At 66.3% G+C, this 21,656-nt stretch carries 12 protein-coding genes; 11 read left to right on the top strand and 1 reads right to left on the bottom strand.

Annotated elements, in window-relative coordinates:
- Positions 1–33: 33 nt before the first annotated feature.
- On the bottom strand, positions 34–780 hold the full coding sequence (locus GGQ89_RS11255; protein ID WP_240456374.1) for a copper homeostasis protein CutC: 747 nt from the start codon (positions 778–780) through the stop codon (positions 34–36).
- 286 nt (positions 781–1,066) lie between these two features.
- Between GGQ89_RS11255 and GGQ89_RS11250 the strand changes: the two genes are divergently transcribed.
- The 11 genes from GGQ89_RS11250 to GGQ89_RS11200 all read left to right on the top strand — a co-directional run bounded on the left by GGQ89_RS11250 (position 1,067) and on the right by GGQ89_RS11200 (position 21,381).
- Positions 1,067–3,832, top strand: a complete 2,766-nt coding sequence (locus GGQ89_RS11250; RefSeq protein ID WP_240456375.1) for a TonB-dependent receptor — start codon at positions 1,067–1,069, stop codon at positions 3,830–3,832.
- 335 nt (positions 3,833–4,167) lie between these two features.
- On the top strand, positions 4,168–5,052 hold the full coding sequence (locus GGQ89_RS11245; protein ID WP_156361293.1) for a UDP-2,3-diacylglucosamine diphosphatase: 885 nt from the start codon (positions 4,168–4,170) through the stop codon (positions 5,050–5,052).
- A 19-nt stretch (positions 5,053–5,071) separates the two neighbouring features.
- Complete coding sequence (locus GGQ89_RS11240) at positions 5,072–6,100, top strand: glycosyltransferase family 4 protein (RefSeq protein ID WP_184105856.1); 1,029 nt, start codon at positions 5,072–5,074, stop codon at positions 6,098–6,100.
- A 303-nt stretch (positions 6,101–6,403) separates the two neighbouring features.
- Entirely contained in the window at positions 6,404–8,035 is a 1,632-nt protein-coding gene (locus GGQ89_RS11235; protein WP_184105855.1) for a Na+/H+ antiporter, read from the top strand.
- A gap of 82 nt (positions 8,036–8,117) precedes the next feature.
- A complete protein-coding gene (locus tag GGQ89_RS11230) occupies positions 8,118–9,131 on the top strand; it encodes a DUF3667 domain-containing protein (RefSeq protein WP_184105854.1) in 1,014 nt (337 codons plus the stop codon).
- A gap of 344 nt (positions 9,132–9,475) precedes the next feature.
- Positions 9,476–12,022: a beta-mannosidase gene (locus GGQ89_RS11225; protein ID WP_184105937.1), complete on the top strand. Its 2,547-nt coding sequence runs from the start codon at positions 9,476–9,478 to the stop codon at positions 12,020–12,022.
- Entirely contained in the window at positions 12,019–14,535 is a 2,517-nt protein-coding gene (locus tag GGQ89_RS11220; protein ID WP_184105853.1) for a glycoside hydrolase family 3 C-terminal domain-containing protein, read from the top strand. Before GGQ89_RS11225 ends, GGQ89_RS11220 begins: the two co-directional genes overlap by 4 nt.
- Positions 14,532–15,956: a glycoside hydrolase family 125 protein gene (locus GGQ89_RS11215; protein ID WP_184105852.1), complete on the top strand. Its 1,425-nt coding sequence runs from the start codon at positions 14,532–14,534 to the stop codon at positions 15,954–15,956. Before GGQ89_RS11220 ends, GGQ89_RS11215 begins: the two co-directional genes overlap by 4 nt.
- Entirely contained in the window at positions 15,953–18,265 is a 2,313-nt protein-coding gene (locus tag GGQ89_RS11210; RefSeq protein WP_184105851.1) for a GH92 family glycosyl hydrolase, read from the top strand. Before GGQ89_RS11215 ends, GGQ89_RS11210 begins: the two co-directional genes overlap by 4 nt.
- Before the next feature lie 23 nt (positions 18,266–18,288).
- Positions 18,289–20,199 carry an alpha-L-fucosidase gene (locus GGQ89_RS11205; protein ID WP_184105850.1) on the top strand — a complete coding sequence of 637 codons (1,911 nt, stop codon included), beginning with the start codon at positions 18,289–18,291 and terminating at the stop codon, positions 20,197–20,199.
- A gap of 129 nt (positions 20,200–20,328) precedes the next feature.
- Positions 20,329–21,381, top strand: coding sequence for a patatin-like phospholipase family protein (locus GGQ89_RS11200; RefSeq protein ID WP_184105849.1), 1,053 nt, complete (start codon positions 20,329–20,331; stop codon positions 21,379–21,381).
- Positions 21,382–21,656 lie beyond the last annotated feature (275 nt).

The following is a 21,656-nucleotide window of genomic DNA, read 5'->3' as shown; positions in this document are numbered from 1 at the left end:
GCAATAGGTATTATATTTGGCATACATTGGCTTTTATCCTTCCCCTATCTTTTGTCGGATCGCGGCGATGCGATCGGCGCTTGTCCGGCGCCTGGGCCCGACCGCAAACCCCATGCCGAGCACCCGCGAATCCCCCCAATCCTCACGCACGCTGGCCGAGGCGTGAACCGCATCGACCCCGGTCCGGGCGATCAGCGCCCCGACATTGTCCGCCGAGACACCCGATCCCGCGATGATCGACAGGCGCCCATTCGCCACTTCGACCATCTTCGCGATGACGTCGGCGCCCTGCTCGGCCGTCGCCGCCCCGCCCGAAGTCAGGATATGGTCATAGCCCAGCTCCGCCGCCTGTCCGACCGCCTCGACGGGGTCCGCCACCAGATCGATCGCCCGGTGTAGCACGATGGCCACCCCCGCCGCCGCCTCGCGCCAGCGCGCCAGCATGTCCAGGTCGAGCCGCTGGTCGTCCTCCATCGCCCCGACCACGACCCCCGCGACGCCCATCGCCACCATGTGACGGATTTCTTTCGTGGCGAGTCCCATATCGGCACGGTCATAACGGAAGTCGCCGTCGCGCGGCCGCACCATCGCGTGCACCGGCACACCGGACTCCACCGCATGCGCCACCAGCGCCGCCGAGGGCGTCAGCCCGCCCAGACCCAGCGCACCGCAAAGCTCGATCCGGTCCGCCCCCGCGGCCACGACCGCCGCCACGCCGTCCGCGTCATCGACGCAGATTTCCAGCAGCGGCGCTTCAGCGCGGACTGGTGACATGACCATCTTGAACTTCCCCCGGCCCATTTGCGCCGCGCACCGGGACCACCGCCGCGCGGGTTTTTCACAGATGAGTCATTTAAGCAGTACGCCGGACAATGCGCCAGCCCAATGGTCTCATGACAAGAACGTCATATTTTTTCCGTTTACGGACCAATGTCAGTTTGGTTACAGGTTGGTAGTTCCGGCATATCGTATAACAAGCCGGCCGGGGAGGACGCCACCAGCCATCCCCAGACAACAATAAGAGCGCGCGCGGTGGAGCGGCGAGTATTTTTTGGGGGATTTCAACATGTTGAGCTTCCGCGGCATGATCCTGACGGCGACCGCACTCGCCGGCATCCAGGGCACCGCTTTTGCGCAGACCGCGACGCCGTCTGCCGATGCACCGACCCAGACCGCACCGGGCAGCGAATCCAGTGACATCGTGGTCACCGGCATCCGCTCCAGCCTGCGCAACGCGATCAACGTCAAGCGCGAGGCCAACGCCGTCGTCGACGTCATCACCGCCGAGGACGTGGGCAAGTTCCCCGACCGCAACGTGGCGGAATCGCTGTCACACATCCCGGGCGTCAGCATCGACCGCCGCTTCGGCGAGGGCGAAAAGGTCGCCATTCTCGGTACCGACCCGGCACTGAACCGCATGCTGCTCGACGGCCATGCACTGGCCTCGGCCGACTGGGGCGGCAACGACAACGACCCGTCCAGCCGTACTTTCAACTATTCGCTGCTGGCCCCCGAACTGGTCGACCGGCTCGAGGTCTACAAGTCGCCGGAACCGCGCATCGAGGAAGGCAGCCTGGGCGGCACGGTCATCGTGCGCACCCGCCGTCCCCTGGACCTGGCACCCAATTCGATCTTCGCTTCGGGCGGCTATACGTACAACGACCGTTCCGAGAAGGGGAATGTCCGCGGTTCGGGTCTGTACAGCTGGCACAACGAAGCCGACAATTTCGGCTTCCTGGTCGCCGCGACCTATGACAAGCAGGCGCTGACCCGCGCGGGTGTCGAATTCTTCGGTTATCAGAGCGGCGCGGACTTCTTCCAGAAGGACGCTAACGGCAATGTCGTGCGCGACGCGTCGGGCCAGGGCGTGCTGCTCAACCCGAACGCCACCGTCACCGGCGGCACCAAGAACGACCTGATCAACGCGGTCGCGCCGTTCGGCATCAACTATGCCTATTTCCAGCAGACCCGCGAGCGCGCCAGCGTGTCGGGCACCGTGCAGTACCGCCCGGCCCCCAACCTGACGCTGACCCTGAACGGCCTGCACATCGACGGCAACTACAACAACTACAGCCAGTCGATGTACACGATCCCGGTCGCCTGGACCGGCAGCGTGCTGCAGACCGCCAATGTCGCCAACGGCGTCGTCAACTCGGCCAGCTTCGCCGCCGCGCCGAACCAGTCGGCGCAGCTCGATACGCTGGTCCGCAAGACCAAGCTGAAGACCGACAACCTGAACTTCTTCGCCGATTGGGAAGGCGATGACGGCGCGAAGATCAACTTCGCGGGCGGCTGGTCGAAGGCGACCGGCGGGCGCAACCCCGAATATCTGTTCAACGTGCAGACCAAACTGCCGTTCAACTATGCCTTCACGCCGACCTCGGCGACGGTGAACTTCACGGGCGACCTGACCAACCCGGCGAATTACTTCACCAACCCGAACAACAATCCCGCCCAGATCGAGGGCCGCCCGGTCGTCGTCAACGGCCAGCAGCTGAACGGCGCGCAGATCGGTGGCCTGGACTATAGCGTCACCACCGACCGCGACATCTTCGGCGGCTATGATGCGACGATCCCGGTCGAGTTCGGTCCGTTCAAGCAGATCCTGATCGGCAGCCGCGTGACCGACCACGTCAACCGCATCGACGGTCGTGGCATCAACACCTACAAGACCAGCTCGCAGACCGCCAACCAGCTGGGCGTCACCACGCTCGTCACGCCGGGCGGCGTCTTCGACGGCAGCGGCGGCATGGGCAATGCGACCCAGTATCTCAACCTGCCCGAGCAGGCGGTGATCGACATCCTCGCCAACTCGATCAACAGCCCGCTGGTCACCAAGGTCGGCGCGTCGACCAAGGTTCGCGAGACGGTCATCGCGTCCTACGTCCAGGCCAATTTCGATGAAGGCGGCCTGCGCGGCAACATCGGCGGTCGTCTGGTCTACACCCGCGACCAGTCCAACTATGCCGTGACGCTGGCCAACACGGTCACCCCGGTGCCGGTGCCGACCACCACCACGACCGACTATCTGAAGTTCCTGCCCAGCGTGAACATCGCCTATTCGATCACGCCGGAATTCCTGGTCCGTGGCTCGGTCGCGCGGGTGATCTCGCGTCCGCGCTATCAGGATCTGGCGGCGGCGACCTCGCTCAACGACATCACGCTCGATGGCGGCGGCGGCAACCCGAACCTGAAGCCGTACGAGTCGACCAACTACGAACTGACGGCGGAATGGTATCCGCGCGCCGGCTCGCTGATCGCGGTCGAACTCTTCCGTCGCGACATCTCGAACTACATCATCAACACGCGTACCAACGCCGTGTTCTTCAACTCGCTGCAGAATCGCCTGACGACGTACAACGTCAACCAGCCGATCAATGGCGGCGCGGCGAAGGTGAACGGTGCGCTGGTGTCGGGCCAGACCGAAATCTGGGGCGGCTTCGGCATCCAGGCGAACTATTCGTACCAGGACAGCTCGACCTCCTCGGTCGACTCGTCGGGTGCGGCACTGAACCTGCCGTATCTGTCGCGCCACACGGTCAACGTGATCCCCTATTTCGAAAGCGGGATCTTCCAGGCGCGCCTGAGCTACAACTACCGCTCGAGCTATTTCCGCACGATCGGCCGCCTGAACTCGCGCGAAATGGTCGCGCCGTACAGCCAGCTGGACTTCTCGGCGGGTGTGAACCTGACCAAGGAGATCACGCTGTCGGTCAACGCGCAGAACCTGCTCGACGAGACCTATTACCAGTATAACGCGACGCGCGATCGTCCGACCGCCTTCTACAAGAACGGCCGGACCTATGCCGCCTCGGTCGCGGTGCGGTTCTAAGCCACTCCTGCATCCCCTCCCGCAGGCGGGAGGGGACCGAGGGGAGGGAAAGGAGTCTCACAGAGACCAACACCCGTGGCCTGCCCTCCCCCATCCCAGTTTCAGGTAAACGATGCCCCGCATCGTTTAGGTCATGCCGGGGGCATGACCGACCTGAAACTCGCTTGCGGGAGGGGCGTGAAAAAAACAGCCCGCCGGTCCCTGAGGATCGGCGGATTTTTCTTGTCCTGACTTACCCCCGTCACGAAACTGCTGCGCGCCTGTCACCGATCTGCGACGCGGGCGTAACAGATGACGCCTATGACATCCGGAACGCCAAGCGTGGGGTTCCGACGATGCCGATGACCAGCATTCCGATCGATGGCTCGCTGCACGAAGACGCCGCCATCCTCGACTTCATCCCCCGCGCGCCGGTGACGCCGGAGCCCGAGGGCCATGAACGCCGCCGTTACCGCACCATCTGGATCTCGGACGTGCATCTCGGCACGCGCGGCTGCAATGCCGAGATGCTGATCGACTTTCTGGACCATGTCGACAGCGAGACCATGTATCTGGTCGGCGACATGATCGACGGCTGGCGGCTGAAGAAGAAATTCTACTGGCCCGCCGCGCACAACGACGTGGTCTGGCGCCTGCTCAAGCGTGCCAAGCGCGGCACCCGCGTCGTCTATATCCCGGGCAATCACGACGAGATCTTCCGCCAGTTTACCGGCATGGATTTCGGCGGCATCGCCATCTGTCGCAAGGCGATCCACGAGACGGCGGACGGCCGCCGCCTGCTGGTCCTGCACGGTGACGAGTTCGACGCGATCACGCTGGCGCATCGCTGGCTCGCCCATGTCGGCGACTTCGCCTATACCGCGCTGATGGAGGTCAATCGCTGGGTGAACATCGTCCGGCGGTGGATGAAGCGTCCCTATTGGTCGCTGTCCAAGCACGCCAAGGCCAAGGTGAAGAACGCCGTCGCCTTCATCTCGCATTTCGAGGAAGTCGTCGCCCATGCGGCGGGCGCACGCGGCGTCGACGGGGTGGTGTGCGGCCATATCCACACCGCCGAAATCCGCGACATCAACGGCGTCACCTATTATAATGACGGCGACTGGGTGGAGGGCTGCACCGCGCTGGTCGAGCATTTCGACGGCACGATGGAAATCCTGCACTGGGGCGACGAGATGGAGGCGCGACGGAGCAAGCCGACCGTCGCCGCCATCGCCGCCTGATCGGGAAGGACAAGGCCGGATGCGGATCGCGATCGTCACCGACGCCTGGTCACCTCAGGTCAACGGCGTGGTCCGCACTCTGCAATCGGTGACAGGCGAGCTGCGCGCGATGGGCCATGAGGTCCGCGTGGTTTCCCCCGACCTCTTCGCCTCGATCCCCTGCCCCACTTACCCCGAAATCCGTCTGGCGCTACCCGCCCCCGGTGCGGTCGGGCGGGCGCTGAGCGGGTTTGACCCCGACGCCGTGCACATCGCGACGGAAGGGCCGCTGGGGCTGCTCGCGCGGCGCTGGTGCCTGTCGCGCGGCCTGCCCTTCACTACCGCCTATCATACGCAATTCCCCGAATATGTGGCGGCACGGGTCAAGGCGGTCAGCCCGGAATTCGTCTGGCGTTACGTTCGCTGGTTCCACGCGCCGTCGACCGCGATCCTGGCCTCGACGCCCAGCGTGGCCGCGACGCTGGCCGCGCATGGCCTGCCGCAGTACCGGCATTGGGGACGCGGCGTCGACACCGCGCTCTTTCGGGCCGAGGGGCCGCATGACGAAATGGTCGCGGGGCTGCCCGGCCCGGTGCAGCTCTATGCGGGCCGGGTCGCGGTCGAGAAGAACATCGCGGCGTTTCTCGAGACACGGACGCCGGGCACCAAGGTCGTGGTCGGCGACGGCCCGGCCCGCGCGGCACTGGCCGAGCAATATCCCGATGTCCGGTTCCTGGGCGCCAAGTTCGGCGAAGATCTGGCCGCCATCTACCGTGCGGCGGACGTCTTCGTCTTCCCCAGCCGGACCGATACGTTCGGGCTGGTGATGATCGAGGCGCTGGCGTGCGGAACGCCCGTCGCCGCCCTGCCGGTGCAGGGGCCGCTCGACGTTCTCAGCCCCGAGACCGGGGTGATGGACGAGGCGCTGGACCGGGCCATCGCGGGAGCCCTGACGCTCGATCGCGGAGCGTGCGCGGCTTATGGGCAGGGCTTTTCGTGGCGGGCCAGCGCCGAGCAATTCCTGGGGGCCCTCGCCCCCATAGACCGCGAGTTGAGAGCGGCCGCCTGAACTATTCCTCCCCTGGAAGGGGAGGTGGCAGAGCGCAGCCCTGACGGAAGGGTGTCACGCTATCGAGAGGGGGACACCCCTCCGACGCGCTTCGCGCGCCACCTCCCCTTGCAAGGGAGGAAATAAGACAGCATGGATCAGCCGATAAAACCCGTTTAACGGGTTGAACGCCCCTTGCCGCGCATGTCATGGTTAACCCTCGCGCGATTCGTGTCGGCCTTGCCCCTCGCCTTTCGCTGATATGCCGGTCGTGCCGCCTTGTCGCCATGGCCACTCCAACCGCTGCACCCGAAAGGTCCCCGATTGGACATCGTCACGCTTAGCCTGTTCCTGCTCCTCGCCGTCGTGTTGAGCGGAGTTGTTTCCCGCCTGCTGCCCTCGGCGCTTCCACGGCCACTCGTCCAGATCGCGCTCGGTGCGGTCATCGGCGGGATTGCGCAGATCCGCGTCGAACTCGACCCCGAAATCTTCTTCCTGCTCTTCGTGCCGCCTCTGCTGTTCCTCGACGGCTGGCGCATTCCGAAGGACGAGCTGTTCCGCGACGCGGGCGCGATTTTGGGGCTGGCGCTGGGGCTGGTGTTCCTGACGGTGCTGGGCATGGGGTTGTTCATCCACTGGATGATCCCCGCCATGCCCTATGCGGTCGCCTTTGCACTGGCCGCCGTGGTATCGCCGACCGACCCGATCGCAGTGTCGGCCATCGCGCAGAAGGTGCCGATCCCCAAGCGCATGATGCACATCTTGGAGGGGGAGTCGTTGCTCAACGACGCCTCGGGCCTGGTCTGCCTGCGCTTCGCGGTCGCCGCCGCGCTGACCGGGGCCTTTTCGCTCACCCATGCAGGGCTGACCTTCGCATGGATGGCGGTGTCGGGCGTAGGGCTGGGCGTCGCCATCGCCTGGGGCACGATCACCGCCAAGAGCCTGTTCGCGCGGCGTTTCGGCGACGACAGCGGGTCGAACATCCTGGTCAGCCTGCTGATCCCCTTCGCCGCCTATCTCGTCGCCGAACATGTCGAAAGCTCGGGCGTGCTGGCGGCGGCGGCGGCGGGCATCGCCATGTCCTTCACCAACGTCTCGTCGGGCGTGAAGGCCGCCACCCGCATCCGGCGGCAGGCGGTGTGGGACATGCTGCAATTCACACTGAACGGCATCATCTTCGTGCTGCTGGGCGAGCAATTGCCGCAGGTGTTCGCGGGCGCGCGCGACACGGTGATGCTGACCGGGCACGACAGTCTGTGGTGGCTGGGCCTGTATGTGCTGGCGATCGTCGCGGGGCTGGCGGCGCTTCGTTTCGCCTGGACCTGGGTCGCGCTGCGCCTGACCCTGTTTCGCGAGCGGCATCTGCCCAACCGCACCAGCCCGCCGCGCCGGGTCATCACCGCCATGTCGGTGGCGGGCGCACGCGGTGCGATCACGCTGGCGGGTGCCCTGACCCTGCCGCTGACGCTGGGCGACGGTACGCCCTTCCCCGCGCGCGATCTGGTGATCTTCCTGGCATGCGGCGTCATCCTGTCCTCGCTGGTCATCGCCAGCCTGACCCTGCCGCTGCTGCTGCGTGGCCTTGCCCTGCCGGTCCAGGACGGCATGAGCGAATTGGACCATACCCGCGTCGCCGCCGCCAAGGCCGCCATCGCCGAGCTGGAGCGGCTCCAGCATGAAATGGCCGAGGGTCGCGACGATGCCGACCAATATGTCGAGATCGCCTCGCGCCTGATGGACGGCTATCGCAGCCGGATCGACACGCTGGAGGGCGATGTCGATCCCGATGCCAAGCGGCTGGAGGATGTCGAGAGGCGGATGCGGCTGGCCGCGATCCGGGCCGAGCGGCGGGTCGTGTTCGACTTGCTCAACGCGCGTGCCATCGGGTCGGAGACCGCGCAGCGACTGGGGCGCGAGCTCGACCTGGTCGATACCCGCCTGTCGGCGCAAAGCTGACCGCCGCGACGATCCTTGGCCTTGCGTCGAGCGGCGAATTATCGTGTCTCGTCAATGGGGTTTGCATCGATAAGGGGATAAGATGCAGGGGGACAAGATGGTGGGAGACGAGGCGAAGGCCTGTCTGAATTGCGGCACGGCGCTGGTCGGCCATTATTGTCACGCTTGCGGCCAGTCGTCGCACATCCACCGCACGCTGGGCGCATGGTGGCATGATTTCAGCCATGGCGTCCTGCATATCGAGGGACAGGTGTGGCGGACGATGGCGATGCTCGTCACCAGACCCGGCGAACTGACCCGCCGCTATATCGCGGGCGAGCGACGGCGTTTCCTGTCCCCGCTGGCGCTGTATCTGTTCAGCGTCTTCCTGCTCTATATCGCCTATTCGGCCCTTGGGGGCTTTGCGACATTCCATGCACCCGGCACGCAGGAGGCCGCGACTGAGTTGCGCGCCGAAGTCGCCAAGGTCGACCAGCGGATTGCGGTGATCGACCGCGATCGCGCCGCGGCCGTCGCCGCCAAACGTGATACCGCCCTGCTCGACAAGGAACGGGCGGAGCTGGTCGACCAAAAGCAAGGCATGGACTTCACCGCCAGTGCCATGACGCTGGGTGCTGGAGACGAAGCCCATTCCAGCTCCGGTGAACATCAGGAGCAGGTCATCACCGGCTGGAAATCGCTGGATGCCAAGATCGTCCATGCCATTCGCGATCCCGAATTCCTCCTCTTCAAGATGGAGGCGAACGGCTATAAATTTTCCTGGGCGTTGATCCTGTTGTCGATGCCGTTCATGCGGCTGTTCTTCCTGTGGAAGCGCGGGCTGGCGATGTTCGACCATGCGGTGTTCGTCACCTATTCGCTCAGCTTCGTCAGCCTGCTGATGGTCGTGATGATCCTGTGGACGAAGCTGGCGCATCTGCCCGGCCTGGCGCTGCTGATGCTCGCCTTTCCCGTGCATCTGTTCCTTCAGATTCGCGGGGCCTATCGCCTGGGCCTGGTGTCGGGCCTGCTGATGACGCTGGTCGTCTCGGTCATGGCGGCGGCCGTTTTGCTGATCTGGATCATCGGGCTGCTCGCGCTAGGCATGGCGCATTGAGCCGCCAATCCATTGCAGGTGCAATGGGATAGAAGATCGTACCCGAAAATGGGTGGACGCCCCCCGTTCACCTCGCCATGATACCAAAACATACCATGAGAATACCGGCGCACGACAAGCCGGTGATGACGGGGGTGACGGATGGCGAGAAAGAGCCTGGCGCGATCGGGGACCTGCCCCGCCGTCGTCGCGCGTCCGCGCCGTGCGCCCCTTTCTGGTCCAAGCCATAGTCCTGCATCCTGTACGCGGTCAGCCCGACCCGGCGCAGCGATGCCGCTTTCGGGGAAATCGCTGTGAAACATCGTCTCGGTCTGATCCTGGCCGCGCTCGCCCTGCCCCTGCCGATGGCGGCTCCTGCGTTGGCCGCGCCCAAGACGGTGGCGACGCTCGACCGGTGGCAGGTGCGGATCGACCCGAAGGACGCCGCCGCCGCCGGCGCGCACCCACAGGCGGCGAACTGGCTGGCCGCGACCGTGCCCGGCAGCGTGCAGCAAGATCTGATCGCAGCGAACATCGTGCCCGATCCCTATAAGGGCGCAAACGAGGCCCCGATCCAGTGGGCGGGCCTGACCGGTTGGCAGTATCGAACCAATCTGGACGTGACGCCCGCCATGCTGGCCCGCGATCACCTAGACCTGGTGTTCGATGGGCTCGACACCTTCGCGACCGTCACGGTCAACGGGCAGCGCCTGCTGTCCGCCGACAACGCGCATCGCCGCTGGCGGGCCGATGCCAAGCCGCTGCTGAAGGCGGGCGCGAACGAGATCGTCGTCACCTTCGCCTCGCCGATCAAGACGCTCCAGCCGATGGTGCTGGCCGAGAAGCATCCGCTGCCCGGCGAGTATGACTCGCCCTATGGCGACGAGCCGAAGGGTGTTCAGACCTCACCCTATATCCGCAAGCCGAAATACCAATATGGCTGGGACTGGGCACCGCGCATCGTCAATGTCGGCATCTGGCGCCCCGCCCGCCTGGAAGCATGGGATACCGCGCGCATCGACAATCTGCGCATCGAGCAGGAGGCGCTGACCGATGCCGAGGCGCGTATCCTCGCCCGAGCCTCGGTCGTCGCCGACCGCGCGCAGACGGCGCGGATGGACGTGACCGTCACCGGCCCCGATGGCAAGCGCATCAAGGTCCGCCGCGATGTCGCTCTCCAGTCGGGCGAAAATGAGGTGGTCGTCCCCGTCGCGATCACCAAACCGCAGCGCTGGCAGCCGGTCGGCTTCGGTACCCATCCGCTCTACACCGTCAATGCCGCGCTGGCCGGGGCGGATGCGGTCGAGAAGCGCACCGGCCTGCGCACCGTCGAGCTGGTCCGGAAGGACGGCAGCTTCGGGCTGAAGATCAACGGCAATGTGATCTTCGCCAAGGGCACCAACGTCATTCCCTTCGACGCCTTCCCGTCGCGCGTCGCCGCCGCCACCGAGCGCCAGATGCTGGAAAAAGCGGTTGCGGCGAACATGAACATCGTCCGCATCTGGGGCGGCGGCTATTATCCCGAGCACAGCTTCTACGACGCCGCCGACGAGCTGGGCCTGATGGTCTGGCAGGACTTCATGTTCGGCGGCGCGGTGACGCCCCCCGACGCCAAGTTCCGCGAGAATGTCCGTATCGAGGCCGAGGAGCAGGTCGCACGCCTGCAATCCCATCCCTCGCTGGTCATCTGGGCGGGCAATAACGAAGTGCTGTCGGGCTGGGAAAATTGGTCGGATCGCAAGGCGTTCAAGAAGGCGGTCGGCCCGGACGAGCAGGAGCGGATCGGCACCGGCATGGCGGTGCTGTTCGATCGCGTGCTGCGCGAAGCGGTGGTCAAGAACGCGCCCGGCATCCCCTATTGGCCGGGATCGCCCTCGACCGATTATGAGGGGCCGACCGACACCGACAAGGACGGCGACCGCCATTTCTGGGATGTCTGGTCGGGCTCCAAGCCGATCGAGCGCTATACCGACAGCTGCCCACGCTTCATGTCGGAATATGGCTTCCAGGCCTTTCCCGACCTGTCGACCATCGCGACCTTCGCCGCGCCCGAGGACTTCCGCATCGACAGCCCGGTGATGAAGGCGCACCAGAAGTTTCTGGCGGGCGAAGGCAATGAGCGCGTCACCTTCTACCTGAAGCAGAATCTGCGCGATCCGCGTGACTTCGCCGATCTGATCTATCTGTCCCAGGCGATGCAGGCCCGCGCCATCGGCCTGGCCGCGCGTCACCACCGCGCCTGCCGCCCAGTGACTTTGGGTTCGCTCTATTGGCAGCTCAACGACAGCTGGCCCGCGATCAGCTGGTCGAGCATCGACTGGACCGGGCATGACAAGATGCTCCAGCACGAGGTCCGCCGCTTCTTCGCACCCCAGACCATCGTTGCGGAGACCAAGCCCGGTGCGACGCGGATCGCCTTGGTGTCCGACGCCACGACGCCAAAGCCGCTCGGCTGGCGCGTCACCGGCTATGGCATGGACGGCCGCAAGCTGGGCTCGCAAAGCGGCAGCGTGACCATGGCCGCCGCTTCCGCCAGCGATGTCGCAACGATCCCCGACGCGACGCTGTTCGCGGGTGCCGCGCCGGAAAGCAGCTACGGCGTCGCCGAATTGTTCGACGGCGACAAGGTCGTCGCCCGCCAGATCATCGAGCGAAAGGTGCCGCGCGACATGCTCTACCCCGCGCCGGGCATCATCGCGCGCTGGGCGGGCAAGCAACTGACGCTGACCGCGCGCAACCTCGCGCGGCAGGTGCAGGTCAATTTCGGCACCACCGCCGCCGAACCGTCCGACGACGGTTTCGACCTGTTGCCTGGCGAGAGCATTACGCTCACCATTCAAAGCGACGCGGACGCCGCCACCCTGGCGCGCGAGCTCAAAATCTACACCCTCGGTCCGAAGGACGCCCAGTGATCCCGTTCCTCCTCCTCGCCGCCGCCGGTCAGGCCGCCACCCCCGCCCTTCCCCCGGAGGCGCAGAAGCTGACCGTCGCGCAAAAGGCGGCGCAGCTGGTCAACGAAGCACCCGCCGAGCCCGCGCTGAACCTGCCCGCCTATGACTGGTGGAGCGAGGGGCTGCACGGCATCGCGCGCAACGGGCCGTCGACCGTGTTCCCGCAGGCGATGGGCATGGCCGCGACCTGGGACCCCGCGCTGATCCAGAAGGTCGGCGATGTCGTCGCGGTCGAGGCGCGCGCCAAGTTCAATTCGCAGCCGCTGAACGCCGATCGCGGGCTGTACCAGGGGCTGACCATCTGGTCGCCCAACATCAACATCTTCCGCGATCCGCGCTGGGGCCGGGGCCAGGAAACCTATGGCGAGGACCCCTTCCTCACCAGCCGCATCGGCATCGCCTTCGTGCGCGGCCTGCAAGGCCCGGACCTGAAGCATCCCAAGGTCATCGCGACCGTCAAGCATATGGCGGTCCATTCCGGCCCCGAGGGCGGGCGCGACAGCTTCGACGTGATGGTGTCGCCGCGCGATCTGGAGGCGACCTACCTCCCCGCCTTCCGCGCAACCGTGACCGAGGGCAAGGCGCTGTCGCTGATGTGCGCCTATAACGCGATCCACGGCACGCCGGTCTGTGCCAACCCGATGCTGCTGACCCAGCGACTGCGCACCGACTGGGGCTTTAACGGCCTCGTCGTGTCGGATTGTGATTCGGTCGGCAATATCTGGATGTTCCACCATGCTCAGCCCGACGCGCCTGCCGCTGCGGCGGCGGCTTTGCGGGCGGGTACCGACCTGAACTGCGGCAAGGCCTATCTCTCGCTGCCCCAGGCGGTGGAGCGCGGCCTGATTACCGAAGGTGAGATCGACACCGCGCTGGCCCGCGCGCTGGCGGTGCGGCGGATGCTGACCGTGGATTCGCCCTGGAACCGGATCAAGGCGAGCGAAGTCGGCACCACCGCCCACCGCGCGCTGGCGCTGGAGACGGCGCGCAAGGGCATCATCCTGCTCGACAATCCGAACGACATGCTGCCGCTCAAGGGCAAGACGCTTGCGGTGTTCGGCGCGGATGCCGATGATCTGGGCGTGCTGGAGGGCAATTATCACGGCACCGCCATTAACCCCGTCACCCCGCTCGACGGCATCCGTGCCAGGTTCGGCCGCAATGTCCGCTATGCGCAAGGCTCGGTTCTGGCCGAAGGCGCGTTCGTCGGCGTGCCCGAAACCGCGCTGTCCGCGAACGGCAGGCCCGGCCTGACGGTCGAGACCATGGGCGCGAACGGCCAGTGGTCGGTCGCGGGCCAGGATCGCCGCATCGACTTCAACTATACCAAGACCGCGCCCTTCCAGCGCCGCTGGACCGGCACGCTGACCCCGCCGGGGCCGGGCCAGTACCGCTTGCGCCTCGACGGCCCCGCCTGCTGGCACGCTTGCCCCGCGCATGACGCGGTGAAGCTTTATGTCGACGACCGGCTGGTCGTGGACGATGTGATCGGCGGCAAGGCGCTGGAAACGACGATCGACGGTTCCGCGCCGCGTCGTATCCGGGTCGAGATCGACCATAAGGGCGGCGATGAGGGCCTGCGCCTGCAATGGCTGCCGCCTGCCGAAGCGCTGACCGCCGAGGCGTTGAAGGTCGCCGGGACCGCCGACGTGCTGATCGCCGTCGTCGGCCTGTCACCCGATCTGGAGGGCGAGGCGCTGGGCGTCTCGGTGCCCGGTTTCGCAGGCGGCGACCGGACCGAGGTCGTGCTGCCCGAGCCGCAACGCAAGCTGCTCGCCGCGCTCCAGGCGACCGGCAAGCCGGTGGTCGCGGTCGTCATGTCGGGCTCGGCGGTGTCGCTGGGCGACTTCAAGCCCGCCGCGACGCTGGCGGCCTTCTATCCGGGCACCGAGGGCGGCACCGCGCTGGCCGAGATCCTCAGCGGTGACGTGAACCCCTCGGGCCGCCTGCCCGTCACCATCTATCAGTCGACCGCCGACCTGCCCGCCTTTGCCGATTACGGCATGAAGGAGCGCACCTATCGCTACTTCACCGGCAAGCCCGCCTGGGGCTTCGGCCATGGCCTGAGCTACACCAAGTTCGACTATGGCCAGCCGACCGTCACCGCCAGCGTCGCGGTCGGCCAGCCGGTCGATGTCGCGGTGCAACTGCGCAATATCGGCCAGCGCGCCGGTGAGGAAGTGACCCAGGCCTATCTGGTCCCGCCCGCCACGGACGAGAAGCTGGTGCTGACCGACCCCGTGCTGCAACGCCAGCTGGTCGGCTTCACCCGCGTTGCACTCAAGCCCGGTCAGGCGGGCACGGCGCGCTTCACCATCGATCCGCGCCTCATGAGCCAGGTCTGGCGCGACGGCACCCGCCGCATCCTGCCGGGCACCTACAAGCTCTATATCGGCGGCGGCCAGCCGGGTGACGGCGCTGGCCAGTGGACGCAGTTCACCGTGACCGGCACCGCGCAGGACCTGCCCAAATGACCCCGAACCGTCGTGAACTGATCGCCGGGGGCGCGGCGCTCGCCGCCGCCCCGGCCTTCGCCGCCGCGCCCGCCTTCCCCAGCAAGCGCCCGGCCGTCGCCGACCGCCGCTTCGTGTCGAAGGCGGTCGAGGCGGAGATCACCCGCATCTCGAGGCTGATCGCCGATCCCGAACTCCGCTGGATGTTCGGCAACTGCTATCCCAACACGCTTGACACCACGGTGCTGTCGCTGGGCGAGGTGGGCGGCAAGCCCGATGCCTTCGTCATCACCGGCGATATTCCCTGCCTGTGGCTGCGGGACTCGGCGGCGCAGTTGCGACCCTATCTGCATCTGGTGAAGCGCGATCCGGCGCTGGGGCGGTTGTTCCGCGGGCTAATCGGGCGGCAGGTGCGTTCGATCCTGATCGACCCTTACGCCAATGCCTTCATGCAGGACCCGACCGCCAAGACGAACCTCAGCTGGGCGTTAAAGGACGATACCGACATGAAGCCCGGCGTCGCCGAGCGGAAATGGGAGATCGACTCGCTCTGCTACGCGATCCGGCTGGCGCATGATTATTGGCGCGAGACGGGCGACACGACGCCGTTCGACGCCGAGTGGAAAGCCTCGGCGCGCCTGATCGTGAAGACCTTTCGGGAACAGCAGCGGAAGGAAGGCTCCGGCCCCTATCGCTTCCGCCGCTCCGCGCCCGAGCCGACCGAGACGCTGTATCGCGGCTATGGCCTGCCGACGCGTCCCAACGGCATGATCCATTCGGGCTTCCGCCCCTCGGACGATGCCTGTCTCTACTGCCAGTTCGTCCCCGCCAACCTGTTCGCGATGACGACGCTTCGCGAACTGGCGGCGCTCGCGAACGCGGTCGGCGAGCCCGCGCTGGCACAGGACGCCACCACGCTGGCCGCCGAGGTCGAGGCTGCATTGAGGCAGTTCGGCACGATGACCCTGCCGAGCGGCGAGCGCGTCTGGGCCTATGAGGTCGATGGCTATGGCAATGCCGTCTTCATGGACGACGCCAATGTGCCCTCGCTGTCGGGCATGGCCTATCTCCGCTGCGTCGATGCAGCCGATCCGCTGTGGCAGCGGACGGTCGCGGCGTGCTGGAGCAAGGCCAATCCCTGGTATTTCGAGGGCAAGGCGCTGACCGGTATCGGCGGTCCGCATACCGGGCCGGGCCAGGTCTGGCCGATGTCGATCATCACCCGCGCGCTGACTTCGAGCGACCCTGCGCTGCTGCGGTCGAGCCTCGCGATGATCCGTGGGTCGCATGGCGGTACGGGCTTCATTCACGAAGGGGTCGATATCGACGATCCCGCCAAGTTCACACGCGACTGGTTCGCCTGGGCCAATGGCCTGTTCGGCGAGCTGATCGTCCATGTCGCGGCCACCCGGCCGGAAGTATTGCGGGAGACGTTCGCATGATTTTGACCCGCCGCTCACTCCTCGCCGGGACCGCGATCGCCAGCCTGCCGATCGGTGGCGTCAGCGCCGCCGTACCGATGCCGGTCGCCCGTCCCAATCTGTTTGTCGGGACCGGCGGTGACGGCCATACCTATCCGGGTGCGGTGATGCCCTTCGGCATGGTGCAGTTGAGCCCCGATACCGATGTCGAGCGCTGGGATACCTGTTCGGGTTATCATCACGGCGACGGCTCGATCATGGGGTTCAGCCATACCCATCTGTCGGGCACCGGCATCGGCGACATGCTGGACGTGCTGGTCGTGCCGACGCGCGGCGAGCTGAAGCTGGTCGCGGGGCCGCTCGCCAACCCCGATGAAGGATATCGCCAGCGCTATTCGGACGAGCAGGCCGAACCCGGCTATTACCGGGTGAAGCTCGAGTCCGGCGTACTTGCCGAGCTTACCGTGACTGAGCGGACGGGCTGGCACCGCTATACCTATCCCAAGGGGCCGGGCCATGTGCTGGTCGACCTGTCGCATCTCGTCCTCGACAAGAGCGACGCCAAGCCGCTCATTACCGACGCCGAACTGACCATCGAGCCGGACGGCACGATCACCGGCACCCGTCGCGTGTTCCGCTGGGCCAAGGGCCGCCGCATCTTCTTTGCGATGCAGCTGTCGAAGAAGCCTTCGCGCATCCAGCTTTACGGCGACGGCGACACGCCTGCGAACGGCACCGCCGTCAAGGGCAACCGCCTGAAGGCCGCCCTGTTCTTCGACGAGCTGGGCGATGCGCCGCTGCTGATCCGCTGCGGCATCTCGGCGGTCGATGTCGCGGGTGCCAAGGCGAACCTTGCCGCCGAAGCGAAGCACTGGGACTTCGACCGCGTTCGCCGCGCCGCCATGTCCCGCTGGGCCGAAACGATGGGCGGCGTCCGCGTCGAGGGCGGCACCCCCGACCAGCAGACGATCATGGCCTCGGCCAATTACCACACGCTGATCGCGCCGACGCTCTTCTCGGACGTCGATGGGCGCTACGTCGGGCTGGACGGACAGGTGCACAAGGCCCCCGCCGGGCAGTTCGCCTACAGCACCTTTTCCACCTGGGACACGTACCGGGCGCTCCACCCCTGGCTGATCCTGACCCAGCCGGCCCAGGCCAAGAAGCTGGTCGACGACATCATCCGCCAGACCCAGCAAAGCGCCTATGGCCCGCCGGTCTGGACGCTGCAGGGCAAGGAGACGGGGATCATGATCGGCTGGCACGGCACGCCGATCATGGCCGAGGCGATGGTGAAGGGCATTCCCGCCGACTATGCCGCCGCCTGGCCCGGCATCGCCAAGCGCAGCTTCGACTTCACCGCGCCCGACATGGACAATAGCAAGGGCCGCGACCTGTATGACGCGAAGGGCTATGTGCCCGCGGACAAGTGGTTCGAGAGCGTCAGCCGGACCCAGGAATATGCCTATGACGACTGGGCCGCGTCGCACATCGCGCGTCGCGTCGGCAAGACCGCCGAGGCCGACCGGCTGCGCAAGCGCTCGGGCAACTGGCGCAACGTCATCGACCCCTCGATCAATTTCGCCCGTCCCCGCTTCAGCGACGGCAGCTGGTGGAAGGATTACGACCCCGTCCAGCTCGGCCACATGCCCAAGCCGTGGTGGCGCGATTATACCGAGGCGAATGGCTGGCAGGCGACCTTCCTCAACCAGCATGACGTTTATGGGTTGATCCGCCACATGGGCGGCGACGCGAAGTTCGAGACGAAGCTGGACGAGCTGTTCAGTGCGCCCTCGACCCTGCCCAAGAACGCGCCGCCGGACATTTCGGGTCTGGTCGGCCAATATGCGCATGGCAACGAGCCGGACCAGCATGCGGCCTATCTCTATGCCTATGTCGGTGCGCCGTGGAAAACCCAAGCCATGGTCCGCCGCCTGCTGACCGAGATGTACAAGAACGCGCCCGACGGCATCATCGGCAATGACGATTGCGGCCAGATGAGCGCGTGGTTCCTCTTCTCCGCGCTCGGCTTCTATCCGGTCGATCCGGTCAGCGGCGCGTACGTCTTCGGCGGACCGCTGTTCGACCGGGCGCAACTGACGGTCGGCGGCGACAAGACGCTGGTCGTCGAGGCGAAGGGGAACGGCCCGGACACGCCCTATATCCAGTCGGTGACCTGGAACGGCCGCCCCTGGACGAAGAGCTGGATCGACCATGTCACCCTGTCCAAGGGCGGCACCCTGTCCTTCACCATGGGCGCCAAGCCGAACCCCGCCTTTGGCCGCGATCCCAAGGATCGCCCGCCGTCCTTCGACCACCTGCCCGCCTGATCCCTCCCGGAGCCGAATTGACGATGACCGATTTCTCCCGCCGCGCCGTCCTTGCCTCCGGGCTGGTCGCCTCCGCCGCGCCCGCCTTCGCGCAAAAGGGGGCGGCTGCGCCCGCTCCTTACGGCGCGGTCCCCTCGGCGCGGCAGTGGCGCTGGCACCAGCGCGAGCAATATGCCTTCATCCACTTCGCGATGAACACCTTCACCGACAAGGAATGGGGTTATGGCGACGAAGACCCCAAGATGTTCAACCCGAGCGACTTCAGCGCGGACCAGATCGTCGGGGCGGCCAAGGCGGGAAACCTGAAGGGCATCATCCTGACGGCAAAGCATCATGACGGCTTCTGCCTCTGGCCGACCAAGCTGACTGAGCATTGCATCCGCAACGCCCCGTACAAGAACGGCCAGGGCGATATCGTCCGCGAGATGTCCGACGCCTGCAAGCGCGCGGGGCTGGCCTTCGGCATCTATCTCTCGCCCTGGGATCGCAACCATCCCGAATATGGGCGGCCAGCCTATGTGGACTATTTCCGCAAGCAGGTGGTCGAACTCTGCACCGGTTATGGCGAGCTGTTCGAGTTCTGGTTCGACGGGGCCAATGGCGGCGACGGCTATTATGGCGGCGCACGCGAGACGCGGCAGATCGACGCGCCCAAATATTATAACTGGCCCTCGATCATCGCGCTGGTCCATCAGCATCAGCCCATGGCCTGCACCTTCGACCCGTTGGGAGCCGATATTCGCTGGGTCGGCAATGAGGACGGTATCGCGGGCGATCCCTGCTGGCCGACCATGCCGAACCATCCCTATGTCCAGTCGGAGGGCAATTCGGGCGTGCGCGGCGGGGCTCTCTGGTGGCCTGCCGAGACCAACACCTCGATCCGGCCCGGCTGGTTCTATCATGCGGACGAGGACTCGAAGGTCCGCTCGCCGGAAAACCTGGTCGGCTATTTCGACACTTCGGTGGCGCGCGGCACCAACATGAACCTGAACCTGCCGCCCGACCGGCGCGGGCGTATTCCCGATCAGGACGTGAAGATCCTGAAGAGCTTCGGCGACGCGATCCGCGCCAGCTTCGCGACCGACCTGGCGCAGGGCGCGGTGGCCAGCGCCAGCCATGTGCGCGGCAAGGGGTATGAGGCCGCCAAGGTGCTCGACGGCCAGCGCGACACCTATTGGTCCGCGCCGGACGGCGTGACCACGCCCAGCCTGACGCTGGACCTGCCGCCGGGTCGTCGTTTCGACCTGATCCGCATCCGCGAATATCTGCCGCTTGGGCTGCGCGTCACGCGCTTCGCGGTCGATGCGGAGGTGAGCGGCCGGTGGCAGCAACTGGCCGAGCATGAGTGCATCAGCGCGCAGCGGATCATCCGCCTGCCCCAGCCCATTACCGCACGCCGGGTCCGCCTGCGCATCGTCGACGCCCCCGTCTGCCCGGCGATCAGCGAGGTTTCGCTGTTCCAGAGCGTCGCGCCGGTCCCCGTCCCCGCCATCGTGTCGAGCGACCCGACCGTGCTGGCGACGACCGACTGGAATATCGTCTCCGCCACCGCGCCGGGTGCCGAAAAGCTGCTCGACAACGACGCCAAGACCATCTGGGTGCAGCCCGCCCCGACACCGGGCAAGCCCGCCAGCGTCACGGTCGATATGGGCCAGGTGCGCGATGTCGCGGGCTTCAGCCTGACGCCTTCGCGCCAGGTCATGATCGACGCCGCTCCGCCGCGCGGTTACGTCGCGGAGACGAGCGTCGACGGCAAGAGCTGGGCCCCGGCAGGCTCGGGCGAGTTCTCGAACATCGCCTATGCGCTTTCCACCCAGCGCCTGTCCTTCAGCAGCGTCCGGCCGGTCCGCTATCTGCGGCTGACCTTCGCCGAAATGTCCAAGCCCGCCGCCAAGCTGGCGATCGCGGGGATCGGCGGCTTTACCAAGCGGTAGGACCATTCTCCTCCCCGCAAGGGGAGGAACGGAGTTATCGGTCCCACACCCCCATAAAAATCCACCGAAACGGGATGGCATTTGCCTTTTGTGCGTTGCAACATGACGCGACGCAGAAGGAGGTATGCCATGACCGACCGTCTCGAACCCCATGCCCCGTCGCGCCCCCGCGTCGCCCTCGCGCTGCAAGGCGGCGGCGCGCATGGCGCCTATGGCTGGGGCGTAGTGGAGCGCCTGCTGGACGAGGATATCGAGATCGTCGGGGTCAGCGGCGCCAGCGCCGGGGCGATCAACGGCGCGGCGGTCGTTGCGGGCTATGCGACCGAGGGCGCGGCCGGGGCGAAGGCGGCGCTGGAGCGGCTATGGGGCCATGTCGCCGATGCCTCCCCGCTCGCCCCGCTCGATGTCGGCGCAATGGGCGGTCCGTTCTTCGAGCCGCTACTGCGCCGGTCGCTGGACATCGCCAAGCTCTCCAGCCGCTATGTCGCGCCCTTCCTGCCCGGCGTGCGCGACATGCGCGCGCTGCGACAGGCGGTCGCGGAAAGCATCGACCTGGACTTGCTAGCCCGCCAGACGCGCCTGCCCTTCTATGTCGCGGCGACGCATATCGCGAGCGGGTCGGCGCGGCTGTTCACCGGCGAGGATGTGACGCTCGACGCGCTGATGGCCTCGGCCTGTCTGCCCGAACTGTTCGCGGCGGTGGAAATCGAGGGCGAGCAATATTGGGACGGCGGCTTCACGGCCAACCCCGCGCTGGAGCCGCTGCTGACCGAGGCGATCGGCGCGACCGATATGATGATCGTCCAGATCACGCCCTTCACCGTCGAGGATGTCGGCGGCTCGGTCGGTGAGGTGATGCGCCGGGTCAGCGATATCAGCTTCAACGCCTGCCTGCGCCGCGATCTGCGCGCCCTGTCGGAGATACAGGATGTCGCCCGTGCCGAAACCTCGCGTGATCCGCGAATGCGGGCGATCGCGCGGGTCAATCTGCACCTGCTGTCGCCGCCGCCCCAACTGGCGGGGCCATCGGGGACGAGCAAGGTCGACACGCGCTGGTCGGTGCTCCAGGATTTGCGCGAGATGGGTCGTGCGCAGGCCGGAGAGTGGCTGGCCGCCCATTGCGAAACGCTCGGCCGCGCGTCGTCCTTCAAGGGGCTGCCCGAGGACATGATGCGGCCCTGAACCGCTTTTTCCGGTCATTTCGGATTTTTGGGTGGTCCGGGCGGAACACTGATCCCAGGCACCTGTTGTCATGGGCTCGAGTGGCCAAAGCGGAGACAAGAGGACGGAAGCCCATCGTTTCCGAAGTGGGTGCCGGGCGGAATGGACGACGGCCTTAGCGTATCCAACGGGCAGCCGCCCCTCAGCCAATTTCACCGATATTGATATTGATCAAGAATTGGGCGGCGAAAATGACGCCCATGTCAATCGAATGCAATCTTTCCGCTATCCGACTG

The sequence above is a fragment of the Sphingomonas yabuuchiae genome (assembly GCF_014199595.1).
GTDB classification, from domain to species: domain Bacteria; phylum Pseudomonadota; class Alphaproteobacteria; order Sphingomonadales; family Sphingomonadaceae; genus Sphingomonas; species Sphingomonas yabuuchiae.
The sequence above is the reverse complement of the archived record's forward strand: the minus strand, read 5'-3'. Positions and strand labels throughout refer to the sequence as shown.